The organism is Bacillus sp. AFS002410 (assembly GCF_002556365.1).
GTDB lineage: Bacteria > Bacillota > Bacilli > Bacillales > Bacillaceae_G > Gottfriedia.
The window spans coordinates 46637-72978 of sequence record NZ_NUEU01000007.1 but is presented as its reverse complement, the minus strand read 5'-3'; the positions used below and the strand labels follow the sequence as shown (position 1 = coordinate 72978).

General features: G+C 31.7%; 21 protein-coding genes. 4 read left to right on the top strand and 17 right to left on the bottom strand.

Going from position 1 to position 26342, the window contains the following annotated elements:
• Positions 1 to 4 precede the first annotated feature (4 nt).
• From pucD to CN692_RS06045, 7 genes are all read right to left on the bottom strand, one after another.
• Positions 5 to 2278, bottom strand: a complete 2274-nt coding sequence (pucD, locus tag CN692_RS06075) for a xanthine dehydrogenase subunit D (protein ID WP_142317501.1) — start codon at positions 2276 to 2278, stop codon at positions 5 to 7.
• Positions 2279 to 2289: 11 nt separating this feature from the next.
• On the bottom strand, positions 2290 to 3174 hold the full coding sequence (locus CN692_RS06070) for an FAD binding domain-containing protein (RefSeq protein ID WP_098118260.1): 885 nt from the start codon (positions 3172 to 3174) through the stop codon (positions 2290 to 2292).
• A complete protein-coding gene (locus CN692_RS06065; RefSeq protein ID WP_098118259.1) occupies positions 3171 to 3815 on the bottom strand; it encodes an NTP transferase domain-containing protein in 645 nt (214 codons plus the stop codon). Before CN692_RS06065 ends, CN692_RS06070 begins: the two co-directional genes overlap by 4 nt.
• Positions 3805 to 4848, bottom strand: coding sequence for an XdhC family protein (locus CN692_RS06060; RefSeq protein ID WP_098118258.1), 1044 nt, complete (start codon positions 4846 to 4848; stop codon positions 3805 to 3807). The genes CN692_RS06065 and CN692_RS06060 overlap by 11 nt, the downstream gene beginning before the upstream one ends.
• Before the next feature lie 195 nt (positions 4849 to 5043).
• Complete coding sequence (locus CN692_RS06055; RefSeq protein WP_098118257.1) at positions 5044 to 5778, bottom strand: hypothetical protein; 735 nt, start codon at positions 5776 to 5778, stop codon at positions 5044 to 5046.
• A gap of 311 nt (positions 5779 to 6089) precedes the next feature.
• On the bottom strand, positions 6090 to 6611 hold the full coding sequence (locus tag CN692_RS06050) for a DUF4362 domain-containing protein (protein ID WP_098118256.1): 522 nt from the start codon (positions 6609 to 6611) through the stop codon (positions 6090 to 6092).
• Positions 6612 to 6838: 227 nt separating this feature from the next.
• Positions 6839 to 7462, bottom strand: a complete 624-nt coding sequence (locus CN692_RS06045; protein ID WP_098118255.1) for a hypothetical protein — start codon at positions 7460 to 7462, stop codon at positions 6839 to 6841.
• A 286-nt stretch (positions 7463 to 7748) separates the two neighbouring features.
• Between CN692_RS06045 and CN692_RS06040 the strand changes: the two genes are divergently transcribed.
• The 4 genes from CN692_RS06040 to CN692_RS06025 all read left to right on the top strand — a co-directional run bounded on the left by CN692_RS06040 (position 7749) and on the right by CN692_RS06025 (position 12411).
• Complete coding sequence (locus tag CN692_RS06040; protein ID WP_098118254.1) at positions 7749 to 7904, top strand: XapX domain-containing protein; 156 nt, start codon at positions 7749 to 7751, stop codon at positions 7902 to 7904.
• Positions 7905 to 8003: 99 nt separating this feature from the next.
• Complete coding sequence (locus tag CN692_RS06035; protein WP_098118253.1) at positions 8004 to 9182, top strand: NupC/NupG family nucleoside CNT transporter; 1179 nt, start codon at positions 8004 to 8006, stop codon at positions 9180 to 9182.
• 1020 nt (positions 9183 to 10202) lie between these two features.
• Positions 10203 to 11573, top strand: a complete 1371-nt coding sequence (locus CN692_RS06030; protein WP_098118252.1) for a glycosyltransferase family 2 protein — start codon at positions 10203 to 10205, stop codon at positions 11571 to 11573.
• Entirely contained in the window at positions 11566 to 12411 is an 846-nt protein-coding gene (locus CN692_RS06025) for a polysaccharide deacetylase family protein (protein WP_098118251.1), read from the top strand. The genes CN692_RS06030 and CN692_RS06025 overlap by 8 nt, the downstream gene beginning before the upstream one ends.
• Positions 12412 to 12522: 111 nt before the next feature.
• On the opposite strand, the gene CN692_RS06020 is transcribed toward CN692_RS06025, so the two are convergent.
• From CN692_RS06020 to CN692_RS05975, 10 genes are all read right to left on the bottom strand, one after another.
• Complete coding sequence (locus CN692_RS06020; protein WP_098118250.1) at positions 12523 to 13371, bottom strand: COG4705 family protein; 849 nt, start codon at positions 13369 to 13371, stop codon at positions 12523 to 12525.
• Positions 13372 to 14010: 639 nt separating this feature from the next.
• A complete protein-coding gene (locus CN692_RS06015) occupies positions 14011 to 14493 on the bottom strand; it encodes a heme-degrading domain-containing protein (RefSeq protein ID WP_098118249.1) in 483 nt (160 codons plus the stop codon).
• An 11-nt stretch (positions 14494 to 14504) separates the two neighbouring features.
• Positions 14505 to 15545, bottom strand: coding sequence for an oxidoreductase (locus CN692_RS06010; RefSeq protein WP_098118248.1), 1041 nt, complete (start codon positions 15543 to 15545; stop codon positions 14505 to 14507).
• Positions 15532 to 16317 carry a DeoR/GlpR family DNA-binding transcription regulator gene (locus tag CN692_RS06005; RefSeq protein ID WP_098118247.1) on the bottom strand — a complete coding sequence of 262 codons (786 nt, stop codon included), beginning with the start codon at positions 16315 to 16317 and terminating at the stop codon, positions 15532 to 15534. The genes CN692_RS06010 and CN692_RS06005 overlap by 14 nt, the downstream gene beginning before the upstream one ends.
• A 193-nt stretch (positions 16318 to 16510) precedes the next feature.
• Positions 16511 to 16921 carry a hypothetical protein gene (locus CN692_RS06000; RefSeq protein ID WP_098118246.1) on the bottom strand — a complete coding sequence of 137 codons (411 nt, stop codon included), beginning with the start codon at positions 16919 to 16921 and terminating at the stop codon, positions 16511 to 16513.
• Positions 16922 to 17239: 318 nt separating this feature from the next.
• Entirely contained in the window at positions 17240 to 17983 is a 744-nt protein-coding gene (locus CN692_RS05995) for a YqjF family protein (RefSeq protein WP_098118245.1), read from the bottom strand.
• Positions 17984 to 18299: 316 nt separating this feature from the next.
• A complete protein-coding gene (locus CN692_RS05990; protein ID WP_098118244.1) occupies positions 18300 to 19349 on the bottom strand; it encodes an RtcB family protein in 1050 nt (349 codons plus the stop codon).
• A gap of 282 nt (positions 19350 to 19631) precedes the next feature.
• On the bottom strand, positions 19632 to 20093 hold the full coding sequence (locus tag CN692_RS05985; protein WP_098118243.1) for an arsenate reductase/protein-tyrosine-phosphatase family protein: 462 nt from the start codon (positions 20091 to 20093) through the stop codon (positions 19632 to 19634).
• A 240-nt stretch (positions 20094 to 20333) separates the two neighbouring features.
• The gene (locus CN692_RS05980) at positions 20334 to 24509 is read right to left on the bottom strand and encodes a S8 family serine peptidase (protein ID WP_098118242.1); all 4176 of its coding nucleotides are present in this window, start codon (positions 24507 to 24509) and stop codon (positions 20334 to 20336) included.
• A 633-nt stretch (positions 24510 to 25142) separates the two neighbouring features.
• Positions 25143 to 26321 carry an MFS transporter gene (locus CN692_RS05975; RefSeq protein ID WP_098118241.1) on the bottom strand — a complete coding sequence of 393 codons (1179 nt, stop codon included), beginning with the start codon at positions 26319 to 26321 and terminating at the stop codon, positions 25143 to 25145.
• Positions 26322 to 26342 lie beyond the last annotated feature (21 nt).

Sequence of the window (26342 nt, the reverse complement as noted above, 5' to 3'; positions counted from 1 at the left end):
TAGCTCATCTCCTTGAATTAATTAATTGCAATAAATATTCTGGTGATATTGGTAATTTATTTATCCAACAGCCTGTTGCATCAAAGATTGCTCTAGCAATTGCTGGAGCAACAGCAACTGTACCGATTTCTCCAACTCCTCTAGGTCCGAATGAATCTCCTTCTTCAAGATTTTCTATTGGTAATACATTTAATTTATATGGAATATCACAAATTGTTGGTATTAGATAAGTATCAAAATTATCAGATACATATTCACCGTTTTCTATTAATGAATTTTCCATCAATGAGTAGCCTAATGCCATTACACCTCCACCTTCTATTTGTCCCTTATAACCAAGTGAATTGACAACTGGACCAGCAGCAACAACTTGTTCTAGATCTGTTACCTTGACTTTACCAGTAATGAGATCAACCTCAACCTGTGCCAAAACGGATGCGAAGGAATAAAGAAAGTGACTACCTCCAACTTTAGCATCAGGACTTATAGGAAAATCAAATGAAGTTTGAACGAATATTGCTTGTTCTCGTGGCGCATTCCGAGCAAGCTCTTCATAAGTGATAATTAATTTACCTTCTCTTCCGTTAACCTGTAACCAAATCCCATTTGGACCCATATAAAGATTTTTAATAGGTATTCTAGTAACTTGTTGGGCTAGTTCAAGAATCTGATTTTTAAATGAAGCTTCCATTCTTTTTAAAGAATGCCAAACCATGCTAGTAGCTCTCGATGCTGTAGAAGAACCGCTAATCGGTACTAAATCAGTGTCACCAACGATTATATTAATATCTTGAACCGAACAATTAAATTCATCAATTAATAATGTTTCGATTACTGCAAGTAAACCTTGACCACATTCTTCAAATCCAAATGCTGCTTCAATTTTACCTTTTCGTGTAAAAGATAAACGACCTCCAGCGGGATCTATTCTATCTACTCCAAGCCCACCGCCATGCATTGTTAATGCAATACCCTTTCCATAGACCTTCCAATTTTGACTACTATCATTTTCATCAGAATTTTTTAGTAAATGGGTTTTTGATATATTATTTAATACATCAAAAGCACCGTTTGTAGGTACAATTTTTTGACCTAATGGCCCTAAATCATTAGTTTTTCTTAAATTTTTAAAACGGAATTGGGTAGCATCCATTTTTAGTTTTTCAGCAAGTCGATCTATTTGCCCTTCAAGAGCAAATGTAATTTGATTGCCACCAAACCCTCGAAATTCACCAGCTACCCCATTATTCGTAAAAACTGAATATCCTTCAATTTCAATATTAGGTATTATATATGGTCCCGGTGCATGCTCTATTGCAAAATCTAAAACTGCTGGACCTAATGTTGCATATGCACCAGTATCAGCAATAATTTTTACTTTATGTGAAATAATTTTCCCATCTTCTTTTACACCCGTTTTCATTGTAATTTTCATAGGATGACGCTTTAAACCTGATTTAACGGATTCACTTCTACTTTGGTGAATTTTTATTGGACATTTTGTTTTTAAAGCTAACAAGGCACCATATGGCTGAATATTTAATTCATCTTTACCTCCAAATGAACCACCCATTGGGCTAGAGATAATTCGAATATTTTCTTCTGGTATATTTAGGATCCTTGACAACTGAAACCGATCTTTAAAACCATGCTGGGTTCCAACATAAACTGATAGATTCCCATTTGTTTCAGGGACAATTACTCCACCTTCAGTTTCCATATATGCATGCATTTGCCTAGGTAATTCATAAGTTTCTTCTACAATCACACAAGCATCTTGGAAGCCAAGTTCCACATCTCCAGTTTGATATCTGGCATGATGTAAAATATTTCCTTTTTCGTGTAATAAAGGAGCATCATGGCGAAGCGCATACTCAGGGCTATCTATAACAGGTAGCTTCCTATATTCAACTTTAATCAATTGTAATGCCTGTTCAGCGATTTCTTCTGTATCAGCGGCAATTGCTACAATTGCATCACCAAGATATCTTACCCGATCTTTACATAAAACCGGTTGGTCAGGAAAAATTAGCCCGAAACCATTTAAACCAGGAATATCCTCATAAGTAACAACAGCCCTTACGCCCGCAATTTTTTTAGCTTCTTCAATTGAAATTGATAAAATTTCAGCATGTGGTTCAGTACTTCTTAACACTTTCCCATATAACATGTTGGGAAAAGAAAGGTCAGTAAGATATTTCATATTACCGGTCACCTTACCTAGACCATCAGGACGTATTCTTCTTTCTTTATTTGCAGGAATCATGTCTTTACTCATTCGTCCACCTCTTATTTACTAGGTAGTTTAGCAATCTCGGAAACTATAATATTAGTTGTAATCGCTTGTTTATAGTTCGAAGAAGAAAAGTGATCAGAAGGAGGTTTAAATTCCTTATTGATTAAAATTGCAATTTCTTTTAATTGAACAGATGGAACGAATAAGCCTTTAATATACTCTTCAGTATTAACTAATCTTTGAGGCAAAAATGAGTTACCACAAACTACTAAACGAACTTGTTCCATTATTTTTTTTTCATTCAACTTAAAATAACCAGATATTGTCACAATGCTTTGGCAGAAAACCTCGCGTAATCCTATCTTTTTATAAAAAAAATAATCATTGGACTTCTTTTTTTGCACAGGTATACTAATGCTCACAAGAATGGAGTTTGATAAAAAGTCGCTATCTTTTATACACTCTGATAGTTTTTTTACTAACAATTCGTTTCCATCATACAAAGTTAGATGTGCATCCAATACAATTAAAGCAGGGATGACATCACCATGGCGATTTGCTATATTCCCCCCAATTGTTGCTCTATTACGAACAGCTGGAGATGCAATATTTCGAACAGCTTCTACTAATAAAGGGACTTTTTCTAAAAATATTGGATTATTCCTACAGCAGTCTAAAGTGGTTAATGCTCCAATTTGGATAAAGGTTTGATCATTTTTCCGAATTAACTTATATTCCTTCATGTCTTTAATGTTTTCTATACTTATTAAATTTTCAGGACACTGGATCCCCTTTTCCCAATGAGTTTGTAAAAGAGTTCCCCCTGCAATATAGCAAGAATTATTATAAAATTGCTGTTTTAGAATGTTTGCTTTTTCAAGTGAATCTGGAAACCAAACACTAGGATAATATAAGCTTGCATCTCCTTTTCGAATCAAAAATTAAATTCAACTCCCTTCGCAACATCATATGCCTCTTTTGTATCAATATCAAAAAAGTCCCACATATTCTCAAACTCTACTAATAATCCTTCTAACTTAGTTTGTTTTCGAATAAGAGTTCTTGCTCCTTCATCTCCACTTAGCATGAATAATTCCGGTAATGTATTCGTAGAAAAAATAATTGGTGGTCTAGGAATCCCTTGAAAGCTTGCAGCCAAAAAAGGAATAGAAGGGTTTTCACTTGTACGTTTTATATAATTTTGATGTATTTCATTAATCGTTTTTATAGATAAAAAAGGCTGGTCTGCGAGGAGAATCATAATACTTAAAGGATTCATTTTAAGAGCAGCAGTTAAACCACATTTTAAAGAAAATGATTGTCCTTGGTAAGCGTTGCTACATGGTACTTGAGTCCAATAATCACGATTAGGAAAATGAAAAAGATCTCTATCAATCCAATCTAGGGAATCGTTTTCTTTCGTAACAACAAAAATATGCTCAATATTTGATTTGATGAATTGACGTAGACCATAACTTCCAATTGTAGATGAACCCAATGGAAGACTGATCTTATTCTGTCCCATTCTTTTACTACTACCCGCTGCAAGTAAAATGGCAACGATTTTACTATTCTTCATTTCTAGGCTCCCTTTTTATTCTCTGTGTCTGAATTAATTCGGCAATAATACTGATGGCAATCTCTTCTGGACCTTCAGCACCAATAGGTAGCCCAGCTGGACTATTAATGTTAAATTCTACTTTTTTCCCATTTAATAATCGTTGGATCCTTTTCTTTCCTCCAAGCACACCTAAATACTTTAAGTTAATATTCAATAGTTGATTCAGTATTTCTTTATCTTTTTGGAATTGATGAGTGATGATGATGACTGAGTCAGAAGCTGCCAATTGAAGATTCGGGATGATCTCGTTAGGAAAACCTACTACTATTTGATCCGCATTTGGAAAATATTGTTCGGAACATAAATCATCACGCCAATCTGTAACTGTCACGTAGAATCCTGCATTTGAAGCAAGTTTAACTAATGGTATTGCATCTTTACCAGCCCCAAAAACAAATAATCGCGGTTTTGGGTTATAACTATGAACATAGATCTCGTCTTCAATAGCTTTTATTGAACGAACTCCGCTTTTCTGATTTTCAGAATGAAATTCAGTAAGTACATCTTTTAGCCGACCAAACTCTTGATCATCATAATTTCCGAAATAGGTCTTTTTATCAACTATTAACATGGTTTTAACGTCATAATTATCTTTAGATAAAATTTTCATCATTGTTACACGTTGTCTATTTAAAAGATTTAATTTTAGCTTAGATAATAAATTAAATAAGCATTCATCTATTGGTTCTAATAGAACAGTAACAATGCCATTACAGCCAGCCCCGTTCCCCCATGATAAATCATCTTCTGCACTCATATCATACATAATAATTTGTGGTATTTTATTTTCTCTTGTTTCTGCAACTCTATAGGATAAATCTGTTTCAAGACAACCCGCACTCAATAAACCAATCTGTTGTCCATTTCCTTTAAATAACATAGCAGTACCTTCTTTTCGATACGCAGAGCCTTCTACATGAATAATAGTAGCTAAAACATCACCTTCATAAGGAGTCGACAACTCTTCAAGAATTTCATGAATACATTCCATCGAACCCTCCTAGTTATTTAATATAGTAAAAACATCTAACTATTAATAATAAATATAGTTTTCGCAGTGAAGTCTATATTTTTATTTTATATAATTAGGCTTGTCCACTATTCCTGTTAAGATTGGACTCGCACTTTAGAAAAATAAAAAACCCACAAAATAAAAAATTTTGTGAGTTTTTTTGTTTTTTTCAAATTATTCAAGTTCAGATACTTTAGACGGATTATTTAATTTATATTTAACTTCTTTATTCAATTTCTTATCGACTACTTTACCATCAAATTGATATGTTTTACCGACTTCTAATTCCGCTGCTTTTAATGATTTGCTTAAGGAGCACCAGGCATTACCAATTTGTAATTCTGGATCTGCCTTAATGATTATATTTTCCCAAATAACAATTTCTTCTTCGCTGTCATTAAAATGGTTATACTTTGTACTAAATTCTTTTACTGTACCATTGAAATGTGATTTTTCTGTTGGTAAAGTGATTGTTATTTCTTCTTTCTTTTCGGCTTTTTTCTTTGGAGTCGCTTTAGAAGTAGCTTCTTTTGCTTTAGTTTCCGTTTTCTTTTCTTCAACTGGTTTTGAATCACTCTCACCCACTGTATAAACTTTCTTAAAGCTAGGCGATTGCATTTCCTTCAAATAGGCTGGATGTATACAAGATAAATTGCCATCTGCAAATTCAATAATAATTGTATGATACTCATCTGTAACTCCGTATGTTTCATAACCTACCAGTTTTACATTCATTTGAAAATCTTGACCTTTAAATAAAAAATCATATTTTGGATTTTTATTAAATAATCCCCAAGATCGTCCTTTTTCTAAGTAATCCTCATCTGATAAAAATGTTGTATATTCCCCTTTTGGAGGTATGTATTTAACTAATTCACTTTTTTCTTTTTCAATTATATTTTCTTTCATTTTAAAAGCTCCTTTTAGTATTTCTTTACTTTATTTCCAATTTATTGTAGTTGCTTTAATTGTTTTATGAAGAAATTATAGAGTAGTTTTGAGCTTTTTGTCCATCTTATTGTTAAAAAGTATATCTTTTTTCAGTATATTACGGTACATGAAATTTTTATTGTTTATATTCTTTTTTATTTTTTGTTATTAATACGGTACATGAAATTCCCCTTTTGTTTGTACTATTTTTTTTATTTTTTATCATCATTACGGTATATGAAATTTTCTCAAAATAAAAAACGTCGATTTTTTAACCGACGTTTTAAAGATTAAAATTCAACTTTATCGAAATGATAACAATTCGTTAAATAAGAATCATTTGAATTTACGACAATTTTTTGGCAATAATCTTCTAAAACTTTTGTAGCTGCAACAAATTTACCCATTGCAAACGTACCTTTTCTATACTTATCAGATTGCACTCTAGAACTATCAAATCGATAATAAATTAATTTACCATTAAATTGATATTCGGTAATTACGGGATCACCTTTAGTTGTAAATTCGACAAATCGAATAAAGTCTGGCTTTTTATTCTTTACATTGTTAACAAATCGTTTAATCTGTGCATTTTGATTTGTATTTCTTCCTTTAACAATTACATCCCCATTTTTTAGTGCATCTTTTTTACTATAAGCAGCTGGAACCTTGTTCGTTTCCTTCTCACCATAATTTTCAATTTCTTTCTTTAACATCTCTTTTGACAAAACACTTGCCTCTGCGTCCAAAATATGATTGAAGGGTAAGCTAATAAATGTGAATACAATTAACGTAATAAAAAATTTAAACATTTGAAACCTCCAATATTTATAATAATACTGGTTAGTTTTTCCATTAAAATACTTAATATACAAAGCTGAACATGATTAAGAGGCCACCTTAAAAGTCAGTGTATTTGACTAATAAGTGGCCTCTATTTATTTCGAGAAGTATTGTTGATCTACTGCTATTTGAGTAGAGTTTTTAAACCTTTATTTTTAGAAATTAAAAAGACTTCTTTACCTACATTTGGACTATTTTATGAAGAGTATGAACTATTTGAACTCGAATGTGAATGTCTACGATGATTTCGTCTAGAAGATGAAGAATGTTTATGATAATTTTTTGATGAAGAGTGATGATGTCGTTTTTTATGCTTACGGTGACGTCGGTTAGAACTAGAGCCAAATATGGACCTAAAAAAACCTAATTGAAGTGTATCAATCTCAAACGAAAATCGCCCTACATCAACAATTCGAATTTCACCATCATTTGTTAACATTAAATTGTGATTATGTAAATCAAATGCATATAATCCTGCTTTTTGAGCATCAATCACAGCTTGATTAATCTCTTTTTCAAACTGTTTCTGTATATTTTTGTCATGCCCAACTAAGTCGTACAAAGTCTCTCCAACTACCCTTTCACTTACCATATAATCATTTGTAAAGGTGTGGACTTTAGGATAATAAATGCTTTTCTCAAGTAGATGTAGTTTTATCCCATCATCTCGACTTTTTCCATCTGCTTTAAATACTTTAATAACGTAATCATCTCTTGAGTATACATCTCCATCTTTTCCACTTGCTAAGTAATCAAAGTGATCCGCATGTTCACCATATAAAGAAAAATTGTTAATTTCCTCTAACAGCGATTGTTTCATTTTTAATCCCCTTTCAAGTTGCAGTTGCACGGCTTCTACAAGTTAAGCAATTAAATTAAGAAATTACTTTTTACAATATATTCCCTAAGAATTCTCCTTTTACCTATCTAACGGCATAATTCTTTTCTATTTTAGCGTTTTCTTTTGTGTTCAAATTTTAAATTATGAGGTTTTAAATATATTTTGGGGAAACTACTTCTATTAAATTAAAGCTAAATCAGCAATTTCATTTTTAATGTACTTAAAATGCTCTTTTTTTGAAAAATAATTTAGGAGTGAATCTATAATGCATGAAATAATTATGAGCTTGTTGGCAGGGTTAATTGTTGGAGTTGTTTTTACTCTTATTAAATTACCAATCCCTGCTCCTCCAGTATTTTCTGCGATATGTGGAATTATTGGCGTATGGGGAGGCATGAAATTAGTGCAATTATTTATTTAAATAACTTAATACTGATTAATGATATTTTTAATTTGATTGGAAATAATAATATTGCTAATTAGAAATTTATTCTACATTTTGTAGTTTGGAGGAAAATTAATGACATATATAATTGCAATTATCGGCATCATTCTCTTACTTGCTATTTCCTGGTCAATGTCGAATGATAAAAAGAATATTAATTATAAAGCCGTAATCATTATGTTAGTTGTCCAATTAATTTTAGCTTGGTTTATGCTCAATACATCCATTGGACAAACGGTTCTTAAAAAGATTGTTGCATTCTTTAATAAAGTTTTATCATTTGGTAATGAAGGTATTGCTTTCGTATTCGGTGATTTATCAACAAAAGGTTATTTCTGGATTAACGTATTAATGATGATTGTCTTCGTATCTTCATTATTATCAATTTTAACTTATACACGAATACTTCCATTAGCAATTAGATACATTGGTGGTGCAGTTGCTAAAGTAACTGGATTACCAAAGATTGAATCTTTTGTTGCGGTAAATAGTATGGTTTTCGGTGATACAACTGCCATTCTTTCAGTAAAATCCGAATTACACAAACTGACACCTAACCGTTTATTCGTAGTTGTAACGTCTTCATTAGTAGCAGTTTCATGTTCAATTTTAGGTGCTTATATGCAAATGATTCCTCCAGAATATGTACTAGTTGCACTACCGATTAATGTGTTCTCAGGTTTAATACTATCATCAATGGTAAGTCCTGTTACATCAGAACAAGATGAAGAAATTAATGTTAAAGACATGATTAAAGAAAAATCATTATTTGAGGCAATCGGTAACGGTGCTCTTGATGGTGGTAAAGTTGCACTAATTGTTGGTGCAATGCTAATAACTTATATTGGTTTACTAGCTATGATTAATTTCGTTTTCAATTCAATTTTCGGAATGACATTTACTGAGATATTAGGATATGTATTCGCTCCAGTTGCGTACATAATGGGAATCCCAACTCATGAACTAGTACGTTCAGGATCAATAATGGGAACAAAAGTTGCTGCAAATGAGTTTGTAGCGATGCTTGACTTCCAAAAACTCATCCCTAAATTATCGACGAAAACCGTTGCGATTGTGTCAGCATTCTTAGTATCATTCGCAAATTTTTCTTCAATTGGTATTATATACGGTGCGATTGCTGCGATTGATAAAAAACAATCAGAGCTTTTTGCTAAAATTGGTTTAAAAGTTTTATTAGTTGCTACATTAGGTTCAGTTTTAACTGGAACAATCGTAGGATTATTTGTTAGATAATACTTAACAGCTCATTTTTAAAACCTATTATTTTTTAAAAAAACCGCCGAGGCTTTTTATTAAGTTCTCGGCTGGTTTATTTTAAAAGAACCATGAATCTTTACGAAGTTTCAATTAATTTTTAAAACACTATCTTCAATTCTAATACTCAAAGTAATCCCTACTCAATGGTTGACTTGAACCTCTAATGATTGAATTCACGAAATTCTTCGGAGCTGAGTAAGCTTGCTAGTGTATTTCTTTAACAGTAATTTATTGTATTTATGTGAATATCAGATTTGGGATCCTATCAAATAAAAGAAACTACAAAATTTATTCTGTTTGCTCCATATAAGAAAAGTAAAGAAAATCAGCGTGTTGGCTGCATCCACTTGTATCTTGACAAAGCATATCTATAAACTCACTCCAGTAAATCTATTTGCTTTTATCTATTCACAAGAGTGCTTTGATTCAAAAGTAACCGGAATTACATATCGTTTTTCTTTGTTTAATTAAAAACAACAAAAATATTTACTGTAAAGCGATTGTTAATTATAGCGTTGAAGTTTTTTATGTTCCATTTTCTTTAAATGAAATCTTAAAGGACATGATACATAAGTACACAATATTATCGATTTTATTATTTTAAAGTATTCAAATAAATTACGGTACGTGAAATTACTTATTTTTCTTAAACTATTTATTTTATTTAAAAATACACATTACAAAAAATAAACTTGCCTCATTTTTTTCTAATTTATTCAATAGGTAACGTTTTACAATTTCACGCTATTTTTTCTAAATATAATTTAATAGACATTTTAATATTTGTATTAATAGACTTCATATTGAAATAAATTGTTCTAAAAAATTCATATGAATAATTATAAAATCCCGTTAAGATATATCTTATGTTTATTTTAGTATTTGAAATTATTTTTGTTACGAACGATTGATCGTTATCATTCAATCTTGGTAATTTAATTAAATATAACTAGCATGAATACGAAACTAAGATACTAGTTTTAAGGAGATTTTATTATGCAATTTGTTACAATACTCATATTATTCTTATGTACCTTTTTTCCTCTCTTACATATGATTAATGCTCTTCCCATTTTTTTTAAACGTAAGAAAATAATACATAATCAAGTACGAAAAAATAAAAGGATTAGCATTCTCATTCCATGTTATAACGAAGAAAGTATAATCGAAACAGCTATAAAAGGTATGAAGATATTAGATTACTCAGCAAAAGAAGTTATTTATATAAACGATGGATCCCAAGATAATACAATGAAAATCTTACATGAACTACTACGTCTTGTACCGGAAGATCGAAAAATATCCAATCAGTTAAAAAGTAATGAAATCAAAAACTTCTATAAGTCTACTGTTTTCCCAAACGTTTACGTAATTGACAAACTCAATGGTGGTAAACATGACGCATTAAACGCTGGAATAATGTATTCAAAAAATGAATTAGTAGTAACTTTAGATGCAGATAGTATTCTTGCTGAAAATGCATTACAAGTGTTAAATGAAGTATTTCAAGATGATAATGTAATTGCAGCAGGTGGAATGGTGCACCCACTTCAAGGAGTTCGATTTAAGGAAAAGAAAGTCGAACGCACTTTATCCGTAAATCATGTCATTCGATTTCAAGTTTTTGAATTCATAAAAGGATTCTATATTAATAGAGTTTCACTTGCTAAATTCGATGCACTCTCAGTTATTTCTGGTGCATTCGGGGTTTTTAATAGAGAAATTTTGCTCAAAGTTGGTGGATACAGAAAGACTTTAGGCGAAGATATCGACATTACTTTAAAATTTCAACAATACATTTTAAAAAATCCTGGCTTGCGTTTGGTATTTGTGCCAAATGCAGTTTGTTATACCGAATGTCCGGAAACCTGGAAGGATTTATTTAAACAAAGGATTCGTTGGCAAAAGGCTTTTATTGACTGTATCGTTTATTATTTTCCGATGCTTATAAAGACATTTTTGTTCCGTACAGTTTCTTTCTTTATGCTAATTGATTCGTTTATTTTAGGTACAGTTGCAATTTATTTTACGATTTTCAATTTAGGTTATATGTTCTTCACAAATTTAAAACATGCTCAAAGTCTCCTACTAATCTATTTGCTTGGAGTCGTATCTCTAAATTTAATTTACAGTCTATTTGCTATGTATTTAGCTCGCTATTACGGGGTTGAATTTAAAGGGAAAGAAATGATACGTTTAGCGATCACGATTATTTTAGACTTATTTGTCTACCGATTTGTAACGTTATTTTTCGTACTTATTGGTACAGTTTCATATTTTATAAACCGGAATGATTGGAACAAAGTTTCAAGATCCGGGAGAGTTTATGATTTAGAAAAGGATAAAGGAATGGTGAAGGTTGGATAAAAAACTTGTTATTGTATATGCAATTCTTATTTCATCATTCATGATCGCATACCCATTTATGAAGAGTAGTGCATCTTATTTGTCAGAACCAATACAACAAAATAACTTACTTCAAACTTATAAGTGTAAACCTTTGAAACAAAAACCACAAAATATTCAAAAACAACAAAATAAAGCTAACATTATTTTTACAATGGATGATGGGTGGGAAACTCAATTTACTAAAGGGTTTCAAATTTTAAAAGATAAAGGGATAAAAGGAAGTATTGCTGTCATACCAACAAAAGTTGGTACTGAAGGATATATGTCATTAAGTCAATTAAATACCTTATATTCATCAGGTTGGGACTTGATGAACCATACAAATTCACATCGACATTTAGCAAATTTAAATAAGCAAAAACAAAAAAAAGAATTAAATGATGCACGTAAATGGTTAAATGGACATTGTTTTAAAAGAGCAAGTAATATTGCAGTTTATCCATACGGTTCTTTTAATCAAGAAACTCTGAAACTCCTACAGGAAGAACATTACCGAAGTGCTCGAACCATTAAGGATGGAATTCAAACAAACGATATCAAAAAATATGAAGTGCGTACAATCAATTTACTTCCTAGTACTGATATTTCATGGGTTAAGAATCAGATTGATTTAGCAATTCAATCGAAACAAACAATTGTATTTACGAATCATCGGTTTGATAAAAAAGCTGATAAAGCACAAATGAATTTTGATCCTGAAAAGTTTAAAACGATTGTTAATTATGTAGTAAGCAAAAAAGAAGAGCTCAACATTTTAACATATTCTGAATGGTTGGATTTAAAAGAGATAAAATGAGTTGCTTTGGCAGCTCTTTTTTTTATCTACTCCACAAATAAAATAAGAGATGGGAAGTCACTTTCTTACGTTCTTCCCATCTCTTATTTTAAAAAACTGGTGTAATTCGTACTAATTTACTTGAATATTAGCTTTATGTACTTTTGATTTATTCGTAATAACTTGGATGATAATACAGACTAAAAGAATAACCAATAGTATAGCAGAGGCAATTTGTGTTCCATTTGCTAAGCCTAATCCACCTTTTTCTTGAGGTTTAATTAAGAAATCTCCGAAAGTTGCTCCGAACGGTCTTGTCAAAACGAATGCTACCCAAAATAAAAACACTCTATTTAAGTTTGTAAACCAATACGCTAAAAGGATTATTAATATTAATCCACCAGTAAGCATAGCCCCTTGAGCAATAGTTAGTCCTAATCCATGTTCTAGGTAACTTCCTCCACCTGCTAGTGTACCTACTCCTTCAGATTTGTGTGATAAAAAATCACCTGCGGCTGTGCCTAAAGTATTAGACACAAGAATAGCTATCCAATATAGAACCTCTACCCTCTTCGTTGCAATATTTTTAACATTTAATGTTGGTTCAGTAAAATACCAAAATATAAAAATGATAGCTAATAAGCTTATTAGTATAAGTGAACCCTTCATATAACCTAAACCTAATGAACGATCCATATAATCAGAAAATGCTGTACCAGCAAGACTAGTAGATAGAATTACAGTCCAATAGCCTGATGGAACATATTTCTTAACAATCAATTGAATAATTAAAAAGACAGCAAATATCCCCACGAAAAACAGAAAAGGGGTTAAATAATTATCTTCCGCTCCAGGTACAGTAACCAAATCACTACCTGTTTCTCCTAGTGTTGTTGCAGCAATCTTCATAATCCAAAACAATAGTGTCAATTGAGGAATTTTGCTAACAGACGATTTTACAATTTCTTTTGCAGTTGTCATTCTACATATCATTCCCTTTCATATTTAATTTAAATACAATTAATAATCCCATAGAATTATGAAAGGAAAATGAAAATGGTAAGTTTTAACAATTATTCTCTCGCTTTTTTTTGGATTACGATCCCTACAAAGCACTTTTTTTATGAATGCTATTTATATAGAATTGAACTCTTCATGGAAAATTTGCATTCCGGTCAATAAATATGTCCGCTCGAATACAATTCATAAAAAAAGCTTATGTTATTTCTTTCGATCCTTAGATATTAATCTATTTATCATTCCAACACTTCAGCCAAAAATAAAAAGTATTAGACAAATTAATACATTGCTAATTTTCCCATTCATTGAGGTGTATATGATCACTGAAAAAATGCAAATAATAATTAAAAGTATCATGTCTAATTTTTTCATAACAACCTACCTTTAAGTAATAAATTTTTACTTGATTAAAATTTTAATAAAATTATCTATTACTTTAATAGTAAGCGTCAATCGGGTTATTTTAAGCTTATTCTATCAATAACTTTAGAATCCCATTATAAAATTCGACACGATTTGTTATTAAATTAAAGCAAATTTTTACTAAGCAATTATAAAGGAGCCGAAATTTCGACTCCTTTGTAAGGGATTTATATTCTATTATACAATCGATTTATTAAGGAAATTAGTTAATGCCTCAACGATCAGATTATGATCATCTTCCTGAGCTAAGCCCGAGACAGTAATCACACCAATTACTCCTGAACCTTCAATTTTAATTGGAAATGCTCCACCATGCGTTGCAAATTCAAATGGACTAGCTGAATAAAAATCATAATATGAGCGATTTTTCATTTCATTGTAAAGCCTCATATAATAAGAGCTACAATGATGACGTAAAACAACATTTGATTTTCGTTTAATCCATATATCTTGGTCTGGAGCAGTATAATCCATTGCATAATGGAATACCGTTTGACCGTTTTTCACTATATTTATAGCAATTGGTTTTTCAAGACTTTTAGCTGATTCAATAATTGACAATCCAATTTCTAATGCATCTTTATTAGAAAAATTTTTAAAGATTAGATTTTCTTCCTGTTTTCTTACTTCTTCAAGCTTTGTTTGGATATTTTTGTCCATACTTCCCCCTATTATAGATAAATAACTTTCTTTTCTTCACTACTTTTAAGTGCTGCTTCAATAATTTTAATAACATTTAAGCCTTCTTCACCTGTAACTGGGGCTTTTTTACCTTCCAAAATGCTTTCAGCGATTTTCTTATAATAAGTTGTATAAGAGCCTGGTAATGTGACAATCGTTTCTTCCATTTCCTTTTCCCCTTCTACAGTGAAGAGTTTACCGTAAAATTGTGGTACATCATCTCCCCATCCTTGTTCAGTAGGATTTTCACCTTCTTTTAGTGCAGCTTCTTGTCCATCGATTCCGTACTTTATAAAGCTACCTTTATTACCATGAACTTGAAAACGTGGTCCGTTACTAGGGATGATCGAACCGGAATGTAAAATTACACGTAGCTTGTCATAACCTAATATGATATGGAAGTAATCATCTGTTTCGGCATTTGCTCTTTGTGCAAAAACATCTGCTGAAATGAATTGAGGCAGTCCAAAAAGGTTTAAAGCTTGATCAATTAAATGCGAACCTAAATCATATAGCATACCAGATCCAGGACCTTGTTGTTCTCTCCAACGATTTCTAACTTCTGGTCTAAATCGATCAAAATGAACTTGGTATGTATTGATTTCTCCTAATACACCATCATTTATTAACTTTTTAACGGTTAAAAAGTCATTATCCCATCTTCTATTATGATACACGCTTAAAAGTAAATTCTTTTCTTCAGCAATTTTGTTTAGTTCTTCTGCTTCCCATGTCTGTATTACCATTGGCTTTTCTAAAATCACGTGCTTTCCAGCTAATAAACTTTGTTTAGCCATTTCAAAATGCATTCCACTTGGAGTGGTTATGACAACTAAATCAATCAATTCATCTGCAAGTACATCCTCTAAAGCACTTACTACTTCGACTGCTCCTAAATCTTTTTGAACTTCCTCTTTTTTTGAGCTAACAACTTTTGACAATTCAAATTCCTCTAATGCTTTAATAAATGGTGCATGAAATGTAGCACCTGAAAATCCATATCCAACTAGACCAACCTTAATTTTTTTCATCTAAAAACAGCTCCATTTCTTCCTCTACTACGATTAAATGTATATTATTTTCAATTATGTTTCTTTTAAATTCTTCATCGGGATCTTTGTCGGTAATAATTACATCAATATCCTTTATATTACAAACTTTATGCAAAAAGATTTTTTCAAACTTTGAATGATCCGCGAGTAGAACTACTTGTCTTGCACAGCTTATCATTTTTTTCTTTAAAAACGCTTCTTCTTCATCAGGGGATGTTAATCCTTCAGCATTAATGCCGCATGCACCAAGGAAAAGTTGATCAACTCTATAGTCATTTAATGTTTCCAATGTCCTCGGGCCTACTAAATTCCTATTTTTACGATTAAATTTACCTGGAAGCATGAACGTATTAATTTCATCAAATTCACCTAATAAATCAACTATATCAATTGAGTTCGTAATCACATTCACTTGCTTATCAAACATAAATTTTGACATTAGTGCACAGGTTGATGAAGTATCCATCAGTAAATCACTATTTTCGCGAATTAGCGATGAGGCCCTCTTTGCAATTTTTTCTTTTCCTTCAGTTAGATCTCTTTCTTTATAATCAATTAATTCTCGATTACTAGTTGGAAGAGTTGCTCCCCCTTTTATCCTCATAATCTCTCCACGCTCTTCAAGCTTAACGAGATCTCTTCTCGCTGTATCTTTTGAAACACTCAGCATTTCACATATTTCTTCTAACAAAATCTCTTTATTTGAATCCAAATACTTCAGTATTAAAGTTAGCCTTTGTTCTTGATACATTACCGAAACTCCTTTATCAATTCCCTATGTAAATGAGAAGTCTATAAATAGTATATAAGATTAATTTAAAGATATCTACATAAAAACTTAAAAAACTTAAAATAATTAAGTTTTTTAAGTTTTTGACGAAAAGCAACCAAAAATAAAAACGATAAGAGAACTCCCTCCTATCGTCTTTAAAATTAGATTTATTTTATAAAAATTTAATTTGGTGGAATAAATGGTTTTTCCCATTCCATTCAATTATATATTCCTCAACACCTAAAACCGCAGTATCTGGTTTTGATGACTGCTTCTCAATCCATTTTTTTAGTTCCGGTAATACATCATTATGAAATTGTGATTTAGCTTTTTCAGGATAAATGTTTTGAGAAATTGGATAAAAATAGATTGATATATCCTTCTCTCTGTTACAAGTAACTGAAGCTACAACGGTGCCGCTAATTTGAGGTGGTCGCGAACACTGAGTATCAAATTCAAACTTTCTTCTTAGCCCAAATAAAACACTAGCATCTTCTTTATTCGGCAGATTCAATTTTACTTGTTTTTTATTTGTAGCATAAGTTTCTACTTTGTTTAGATTTCTAAAAAAAGCAATCTTCAACTTCGCACCTCCTAATAATAAGCACTATCCTATAAATTCCACTTCATTTAATTTATGCCTTTACTAATAATCATATTGACCTACTTCAAATTAATCACAATAAAAAAAATCGACAAAATCTCGATTAATTTCAAAACTATCAAACTTCTATTGTAAACTAGCCCTTAAATACCTAAAAAAGTGCCAATAACTCCATGGCGATAAAGAAATTAAGAGAACAATATTCTTATGAAAATTGTAAAATACCCTCTATCGAATGTCTGTCAGATTAAATTATCGATATTAACTGTAACAATCTTTCTTTTTGTCATGAGAATCTTATATTTTTTTGATATTCCATAAAATCGTTTCTACTCCAGGAGAAAAATGAGTAATTGGGCTTGTGTTAGGTAGACGAAAATTAAGAGGTGTACACATTGTATTAATAGAAATAGTTAGATCTACATTTTGTAGGGTCCATTGAGTATGATCAATGTCACAGCGATAAATATTTCCTTTTTGATCATTACTAAAGAAACAATATTTTTCTGTAAGCCAATGCTCTAAAGTATCTTCTTTAGCGAGATAGTCATTTGAATTCGGCTCAAATTTGCAATCAAATTGAATAATTTCTTTCTTAGATTTAATTCGTTTACTTTCAAAATGAAATATATTTTTTATTTTTTGAGAAGATATATTTGCAGGGAAATAAGACAAGTGAAACCAATGTTTTGCAATCGTATATAAAACCCAGTTTGAAACATCAAGCGACAAAAAATAAACACCCGGTTTCCCATTATATTTCACGTACGTTCTAACATTTATTTCGGGGCATATAGGAAGTAAAGAAATTGAGGGCATTCCACGTAGATACACCCCATTTGTAGAAAAAAGTACAATGCCAAGCCAAGCCGTTCCATCATACGTGTCAATTGTTAATTCTTTTGGAATATGAGTTTGTAATAACTTAGCAGAAATTGGCCAATGCATGAATAATACATTTTCCCAAGATTGACTCATAATCCAACCACCCTGTTGAGAAATGCCTGGTTTTGGTGGAACTATATTCTTGAACATATTCATACATATTCCTCCATTTGTTAAGGAGTTATGATTTATTTAATATTATTCAAGATATAAATAACTTAGATTTTCTATAACCAAATAAATTTAAAGGCAAAATCGATCTATTGCCTTAATATAAATTATACTCAACACCAAAAGTAGAAATGAACAATATCCAAATCCAGTATTAAGTCAAAATAAACATTTAATAAGTTTTAAAGATTAACAGAAAAAAAAGACAAATAAACTCACATAATTGTGAGGTTATTTGTCTGCTTTTAAATTGTAAATCGGCTTCATAAAAAATTCGATATCAATCTGTTCAGTAATATTTTCAAGTATTAATTTTGGTTTTTTTATACACCATTGGAGATTCATCAATTGTATGTTTGTTGATCGATGTTGTAAAGACACCTTTCATCGCTTTTTGGTAAATATCTAAGTCTACTTTATATGCTGCATCTGTTCTGCTCATAATACGCCCTGCCCCATGTGGTGCTGAAAAATTATAGTCACCTGAACTTTTACCTTTTCCAACTGCACAACCAAATGCCATATTAAAAGGAATGATCACTTCTTCGCCTTCAGTAGCTGAAATTGCGCCTTTTCTTAAGATATTGTTTTTAAGATCGATATAATTATGTATTGATTCGATTTTCCTAATTCCGTCAAAATCTAATTTAAAATACTTTTCTATAATAATTTTCGCAATTTGTTCACGATTTAATGAAGCAAAGTGTTGCGCAATCGAAAGATCTTTTAAATAAGCATCTTTGTCTTCTTTTTTAGATAAGTATTCAAAACCTTTATAGCTTTCTCCGAATAATTGTTTCATATTTTCTTTTGCGATATTCATATGATGTTTTGCAATTTCAAATCCAAAATGTCTTGAACCCGTATGGATTACGAGCCAAAAATGATTATTTTCATCTTTATCAATTTCGATAAAATGATTTCCACCACCAAGGGTTGCAATACTGCTCATTATGTAATTATAATTTAAACCAAGTCTCTCAATTGCCTCAGCAAACTCTTTAGGTTCAATTACTGGTTCATCGTGGATATTTGATCCAATTGGGATATTTTTTCGGATAAACTTATCAAGTTTTTCAGACTTTACTGTTTTCATTCGACCTAGATAATATGCACTCACACCACACCCGATATCAACTCCTACGATTGAAGGAATAATATAATCATTCAACGTCATTGTAAAACCAACCATTACACCGCCACTAGATATATGGCAATCTGGCATAACAACGATGTTTGAATTTGAAAAACATTCCGTATCTAATATCGTTTTTAATTGTGTAATAACATTTGTATCCACATAATCAAGTAGGGTTTTTCCATTATTGTATTTTCCGTTAAATTCTATCATTTATGTTCCTCACTTTTATTTTTCTATATCAAAAAAGATTTTACTTTTAAATGTCTCCGAATGTTAATGCCCATGCTTAACCATATTATATCATCTCGCATTCTAGTAAACTGTCGTTTTTTATAATGGATATAATAAAAAAGAAATTTCAAAGTGAAATTCCTTTTTAATAGATACTTTTTTAGTATAAAATTTAAATCTTTTTTCAAGAGTATAAATAGTTAAAATATATTATTTAATTTTTAATTATATTCTTATTAAAACTTTCATTTAACCTAAAATCTACAGTTTAGATAAACTTAAGTTATTTAATAAGGTTGGAACAGCATTATTAATATAGTTAACTAATTGATTCATTTCCTCTAAAAAGTTTTCATTATTAGGTTCTCCAATATTTACGGGTGTCGGCTCACCATTGTATACTTCGTTAAATAATAGAATATCGAAGTTAAATTGTTCCTTCACATAATCTTTATGTAATTCACTCATTCCAATAACCATATCAAATTTTTTCAAACAATTTTCATCAAATTGTGTTCGTTTGAATGTGGAAGTATCAATGCCCATTTGATTCAAAAGTTTAAAATGATATGAAGAATATTTACTTATATCACTGTCTGCTCTAATTCCTGCAGACGCTACATTAACTAAACAATTATTCGTTTTTTTTAAGTATTCTGTCATACAGTATTCAGCGATTACACTACGGGTAAAATTGTCTGTGCATAAAAATAGAATGTTCAATTATTGTTTCCTCCAAGAAATGTACTAGATCATCGATTCAATAGTCTGCTCATAGACTTACTATTTCATCAGAAGTATAGATAGAATGTGTGTGTCCTTACTTACTTTATATCTATTATTATATTTCCTAATAAAATTCGACATTTCTTTATTATTTCCTTGTTCGTTTTCTAGACTACTATTTCAAGTAGAAATAGAAATACCGACAGCGTAATAAAAAATCGCTGTCGGCTTTCGTTCTTATAGTCCTAATTCTTTCTTAATATCTTCAATCGTGTTACCTTTAAATTTCTTCAAAGGCTTCGGTGCGTTTTTAATGGTCGGATTTTGCATCATATAATTTTTCTCAACATAAGCAAAATCTTTTGAATCTACTACACCGTCTGCATTAATATCTGCATCTCTATTGTATCCTTGATCAGCTAATTTTGTTCCAAAGTACGTTTGGATTACTAAAGCATCTAAAACGTCAATTATCTTGTCTTTATTAACATCACCGGCGACTGCTTCATCGATATCATTTGGATAGCTTAAAGTCTTATATTCTCCATAGTCTACGCCATCTAAAGTCCTATAAAGATTGTCGACATGATTATACGTTGTAAAATGTCCAGGAATATCTTGGATAACGGTAAAGCGATCATGCGTGACTGGTAATCCTCTTACAGCAAATGCTCCGTATTTGTTCATAACCCCATCATATTTGTTCCCTTTGCTGTCAACTACTGTAACTTTTGCACCTATTTTTGTATAGTCTAAGGAAATAAGATTTCCTTTAGTATCTGCAGCAAATGCTTCTGGGTAGACTAAACCATTAGTTTGCGAGAAATTCGGTAGGATACCGACTGGTGGAGTCCAACTAAATGGTCTTGTAACAGTTCCGTCTACATTTGTAAAAGTAGATGAAACTGCATTTGTAAAACTTGATGAATCGGCATAATCAGTTAAGTTCGGGATTTGAATTGTCACATCGACCATTGGAATATTACCATTTACTCCTGTTTGATCGTTAAAGTTCACTTTTACATTGTTTGTAACTTGAGTTGCAGTTGGAGTAGATGTAACTGAAAGTGTGCCACCTAATTGTGCCGCTGCTGGATTTAAACTAATGTTCTTCACGATCGTGTTTGCATTATTTGTATTAAAACGGTAAGCAGCCTGTTTCAGCTTATTAACATGATTTGCTGTCAAAGTGAAAGTTACTGTATCGCCAATATGAGTGTATACAGTGCTTTGACGAAGCTTAACATTCGGCTTAGCGTATACGTAAGTATAATTGTTTGGAACCAAATAGTAGTATTTACGTCCAAATGTATTACTCGCTTGGTCGACTCCTTCAAACTCTAAGTCTACTAAATTACCACTTGGATCAGTATTGATTGCACTTTGAGCTTTCCCTTCACCATCAAGAGAAACCCTTCCTAGTGGTGAGTATGAGTTATAGAAATAAAACAAATAATTTTTTGACTGGTCGATCGCTTGCCCAGAAGTAGCCTTATCGTGAAGCAATGCCGTAAACGGGATGCTCTTCGTACCAGGTTCATACTCCACAAATGGATTATCTTCTTGTTCACCTTGTAAGTGAATATCGAATGCATCTGGTATTGTGTTGTCTATATTCATATCGAAGCTAGGAGAAATAAATGGCACTCCTTTGTCATCAAACCCGATCATTTCCAATTTGTAATTACCTTCTTGTGCCTTTACTGGATGGAAATCAATTGGATTGTTTTCATCTCCTGTAAAAGGATAATATGTCCCGTCAAAAGTTGGATCGTACTGAACTCCTTCATCGATCCCAATTCCATCTCCATAATTTGTGATCCCAAGTTCATTGCCATTTGAATCCATGATCATTTCATATAGATAACTCATATGTGACTTTAAAGTGAAATGTCCCGGTACTGCTGGATTAAATATTAAACTAGTTAAATGATTAGCAACTGTCGTTGTTGTATTCACGTCATAAAAGTAACTTTGAAAACCTTGCTCTACATAATGCACGCCAAATGGTACGCGGTAAGTTTCTGAAGGGTTTTCATTATTTGTAAACACAACATAGCCTTCATATATCCCTTTTTCAGCTGTTTTTGGAATATTTAATGAAATATCGATTTTCTTTTGATTAATTCCTTTTACAGTTACTGAAGAAGGAGTTTGTACTGTTACTCCGTTAGCTTTAGCATCTTTTGAACCACGTAAATTTGTCTGGTAATTAACTTGTACATTAAATGTTTTGGACTTTTCTCCTCTATTCATTAATGTTACTGAACGAGTATTTGATAGGTCTAATCCTGTATAAATTGCGTTACCAAAACTTAACGCCCCTGTTTCGATATTAATCTGCTTTTCTTTTCCATTTTTAATCATTGGTGTTGATTCTTTCACTTTAATTTCAATAGTAGAGTGAATCGCCTTATAAGGATCTACTCTTCCAGCACCTTGTTCAAATACACTGTATGAATTACTTAAAGGATCCGCTGTATTCATTAAAATTGATTTTATATCCTCTGGTTGTAAATCTCGATTTGCTTGTAAAAGTAATGCTGAAATCCCAGTTACATTTGGTGTCGCCATTGAGGTTCCACTCATTCGTTCATACGCTGTGCTGTAGTCAGATGGATTGTCTGGGCTATGCACAAATCCTGGAATTGTTGATAATACATTCACACCAGGAGCTGTAATTTCAGGTTTAATGTCATACGTTACTCGTGAAGGACCGCGTGAACTAAATGACGCTAATGTATCACCTGGCATTGTAAAACTACTCAAGTCAGAAAAAGAGAATTTAGTATTACCAGCTGCAATTTTTTGCTGTAATGCAAGACCATCTGCATTCGTTAAATTGAAAGACGGAATAAAGTCTACGCCTTCACCAAGATAAAAAGGCATATATCCTTCTTTCGGATCATTATCAAAAATGAGTATTGCTGCTGCACCTTTTAGCTTCGCCTGAAGAATCTTGTCGTTAATCGTTTGATTGTTACCGCGTTGAACAAGTGCAATCCAACTTTTTGCCGGTAGATTAATATTCTTATAGTCATTTGCAGCTCCATAATTAGGAACTTTCACAATCGTCAATTCTTTTCCCGGAAGTAGAGAGAAATCTTCTGTCCAACCTTTTGCAAGTCCCCTCATATCAACATTCAAAGTGTCTAAATGCCCCTTCATTGTTGGAATATCTTGTGGCACATCGCTTGCTCCGACCGTCAATGCTAATGAAGCGCTACCAGGAGAACCTAATGTATACATTCCGTCTCCTGAATTTCCTGCTGCCACTACTGCTGTGACTCCACTTAAAACTGCATTATTAATCGCGATGCTTGTCGGATAAAGAGGGTCATTATAATCTGCACCCAATGATAAGTTCATTACATTCATTCCGTCAGCAACAGCTTGGTCAATACCCGCCATTACAGATTCATCAGAACCAGATCCCCCAGGACCTAATACCCTGTATACATATAAATTCGCATCTGGGGCTATGCCGTTCGTAGAATATGGACTATTATTTTTACCTTGACCTACAATTGTTCCTGATACATGAGTTCCATGTTCAGTTTCATAATCTGATGCTTTTAATGTAGTCCTAGGATTGGCTTTTTTAAAGTTTAAATAGTCTTGATACGTCGTTTCCATTGGATCATTATCATTATCAACGAAATCGTATCCACCTTTAAAAGCAGCTTTGATGTCTGGGTGATTATAGTCAACTCCAGTATCAATTACTGCTACCTTTACCCCTTTTCCGGTATACCCTTCACTATGTAACTTATTAATATTAAGATAAGATAGTTCCGCAGCCATTCCTTGACCATCTGAAGTTGATGATGGCATAGCTTCTAATTCACTCGGAGGGTCCGCCTTAATCGTCGTATTGCTGAATATCGCTTGTACAGCATTTGACTTCATTAGCTTTTCAATTTTATTAGACGGTACCTCTAAAGCAACCCCGTTAAACGCATTTTTGTATTCTCGAATCACTTTAAATGAACCATCAGATTCCTTAGTAAAAACAGAATTCAACTCATTATTAAACGTCGTATGGTCATCATTTACATTTTGTTTTGCTTGTTTACTAGTTAAATTTTTCCCATCCAATGCAGCCTCTAGCACTGCCGTATGCTCTGGCTTATTTTTAAATTGAACAATTACTGAAACGGTTTCAGCACTTTTCAAATTAACTTTTTTGTCCAAAAAAAGTCCTGACTTTTCAATTGAGGATAGCTTTTCTAATGCTTGTCTTTGCGCAATTGTAAGTTTAGATAAAATCTGAACTACTGTTGCTTTTGTTGAAGCATGTGCTGTTGAATGTGTTGGTAAATTGAAAGCTGATAAGCTACTTGTTACCAATCCCGCTCCAAGCACTAAAGTAGTTGCTTTTTTCAGCTTATTTTTTTGGATGTTCTTGTCCATCTTCTTTTTGTCCTCCCCATTTCTAACCAATGTAATTAATTCCTTAATTTGTAATAATGTAAAGTTCCATTTTTGTATATAAACTTTACATTTAATACACGGTTCTCTTATCTGGAAAAACACTTAACTAAATTAGCCCGATAAATAAGAATTTGAGTACTATTTTTTCAGAAATATCAAACTATTTAGATTATAATCCTCTATTACAATCCAGTAAATTGGGGAAATTTTATCATTTAATAATCGTTTTTTTTCACATGAGACATACATAATATTAAAAAATCATGTCGTTTTTCGTTTAATTAATCAATAGAACATTAGGAAGAAATTCAATAAATTGTAGAAACAAAAAGAAACTCGTCGATTAATTATTAGGGGGAATATTGAAGTTTAACTAAGAAATACTTAATAGGTCTTCCGATATCTACAAAAAATAGCGAAGAATAGACAGATATTAATACTCGGGAACAGAAAATACTTTAAATGAAAAACGCCCCTATATTATGTTCCTGTTTTACTTCTAGACCATAAACAATAATATTTTCATATATAAATAGGGGCCGACTATGCGTCAGTTAAGCTGACTTTTAGAACGGTCCCCTGATCTTTATTATAAGAATTCCTATTGTGTTACTAGCTAGCTTTACTGCTTACTTTTTGTGTCTCTTTTAGAGGAATCCCTAATATTAGACATAATAAAATAAAGCTTAATACTACTAATAAAATAAAAATATTCATAATACTTCCTGTAGCATCGAGTATAAGACCAGCTATAATCGGAATAAAGCCACTTATAATATATCCAACTGATTGCATTAAAGCAGTCCATGCTCTAGCTTCTTCAGCGGTATTAGTCGCATTTAAAGGTAAAACTAACGCTAATGGGAATAAACCGCCTAAAGCGATCCCAATAAAAATAACAGCAACCCACAAGTTAATTTCAAAAATAATAAATAGCAGGCCAGCCATGACGAAAATTGTACTTCCTATTAAATAAAGTTTTTGATTTTTAAATCGATCAGCTAGAGTCGGTATGATAAAGCTACACACCATCTGAACCAATGTAAATAAAGTAATCACTGTTCCTGCATTTGTACCAGAGATTCCAAATTTTCCTGCTAATGGTGCAAGCCATGTACTGATACAATAAAATAAACCTGATTGTAAACCAAAAATTAATGTAAACATCCATGCTTTCTTATTTTTATAAGGTAATCCACTCTTTTTATTTTCTATATTTCTTACACTTTTTTTAATCATAGGGTACCAAGCAATAAAAGCTATAATAGCTAATACACCCCATATTGCAAGTGCCTTATTCCATGACCCTCCAAACGTTTTTTGTAGCGGGATCGTGAGTCCCGAGCTTAAAGAAGCACCAAGTCCCATCCCTACTGAATAGATTCCAATCATCATTCCCAACTTATTAGGAAACATTTTTTTTATAAATCCAGAAAGTAAAGGACCAATAATTGCAATTCCAATACCAACCAACAATGCGGTAAATAATAAAGTTGCAGAACTCGTAGCTACCGCTCTTAAACCTGTTGCGACTCCGATTAATATAATACAAGCAGCAATTGTTTTTTCGCTTCCCCATTTATTACTTAATTGTCCTGTAAATAAAGCAAATATACCCATACATAAAACTGGAATAGAAGTTAAAAAACTAACTACAAAGTTGCTCATATTTAAGTCATGTCGAATGATTTCTAAAACTGGGGAAATTGAAGTAATTCCAATCCGTAAATTAATTGATACTAAAAATAGTGCTAAAACATAAAAAATAGGTTTTAATTTCATTTTGATCATTCCTTTATATTAATAATTCGT

Coding starts and splice junctions, on each gene's coding strand:
- pucD (WP_142317501.1), bottom strand. CDS start 2,278: ATGAGTAAAGACATGATTCCTGCAAATAAAGAAAGAAGAATACGTCCT.
- CN692_RS06065 (WP_098118259.1), bottom strand. CDS start 3,815: ATGAAGAATAGTAAAATCGTTGCCATTTTACTTGCAGCGGGTAGTAGT.
- CN692_RS06060 (WP_098118258.1), bottom strand. CDS start 4,848: ATGGAATGTATTCATGAAATTCTTGAAGAGTTGTCGACTCCTTATGAA.
- CN692_RS06055 (WP_098118257.1), bottom strand. CDS start 5,778: ATGAAAGAAAATATAATTGAAAAAGAAAAAAGTGAATTAGTTAAATAC.
- CN692_RS06050 (WP_098118256.1), bottom strand. CDS start 6,611: ATGTTTAAATTTTTTATTACGTTAATTGTATTCACATTTATTAGCTTA.
- CN692_RS06045 (WP_098118255.1), bottom strand. CDS start 7,462: ATGAAACAATCGCTGTTAGAGGAAATTAACAATTTTTCTTTATATGGT.
- CN692_RS06040 (WP_098118254.1), top strand. CDS start 7,749: ATGCATGAAATAATTATGAGCTTGTTGGCAGGGTTAATTGTTGGAGTT.
- CN692_RS06035 (WP_098118253.1), top strand. CDS start 8,004: ATGACATATATAATTGCAATTATCGGCATCATTCTCTTACTTGCTATT.
- CN692_RS06030 (WP_098118252.1), top strand. CDS start 10,203: ATGCAATTTGTTACAATACTCATATTATTCTTATGTACCTTTTTTCCT.
- CN692_RS06020 (WP_098118250.1), bottom strand. CDS start 13,371: ATGACAACTGCAAAAGAAATTGTAAAATCGTCTGTTAGCAAAATTCCT.
- CN692_RS06015 (WP_098118249.1), bottom strand. CDS start 14,493: ATGGACAAAAATATCCAAACAAAGCTTGAAGAAGTAAGAAAACAGGAA.
- CN692_RS06010 (WP_098118248.1), bottom strand. CDS start 15,545: ATGAAAAAAATTAAGGTTGGTCTAGTTGGATATGGATTTTCAGGTGCT.
- CN692_RS06005 (WP_098118247.1), bottom strand. CDS start 16,317: ATGTATCAAGAACAAAGGCTAACTTTAATACTGAAGTATTTGGATTCA.
- CN692_RS05995 (WP_098118245.1), bottom strand. CDS start 17,983: ATGAATATGTTCAAGAATATAGTTCCACCAAAACCAGGCATTTCTCAA.
- CN692_RS05990 (WP_098118244.1), bottom strand. CDS start 19,349: ATGATAGAATTTAACGGAAAATACAATAATGGAAAAACCCTACTTGAT.
- CN692_RS05980 (WP_098118242.1), bottom strand. CDS start 24,509: ATGGACAAGAACATCCAAAAAAATAAGCTGAAAAAAGCAACTACTTTA.
- CN692_RS05975 (WP_098118241.1), bottom strand. CDS start 26,321: ATGATCAAAATGAAATTAAAACCTATTTTTTATGTTTTAGCACTATTT.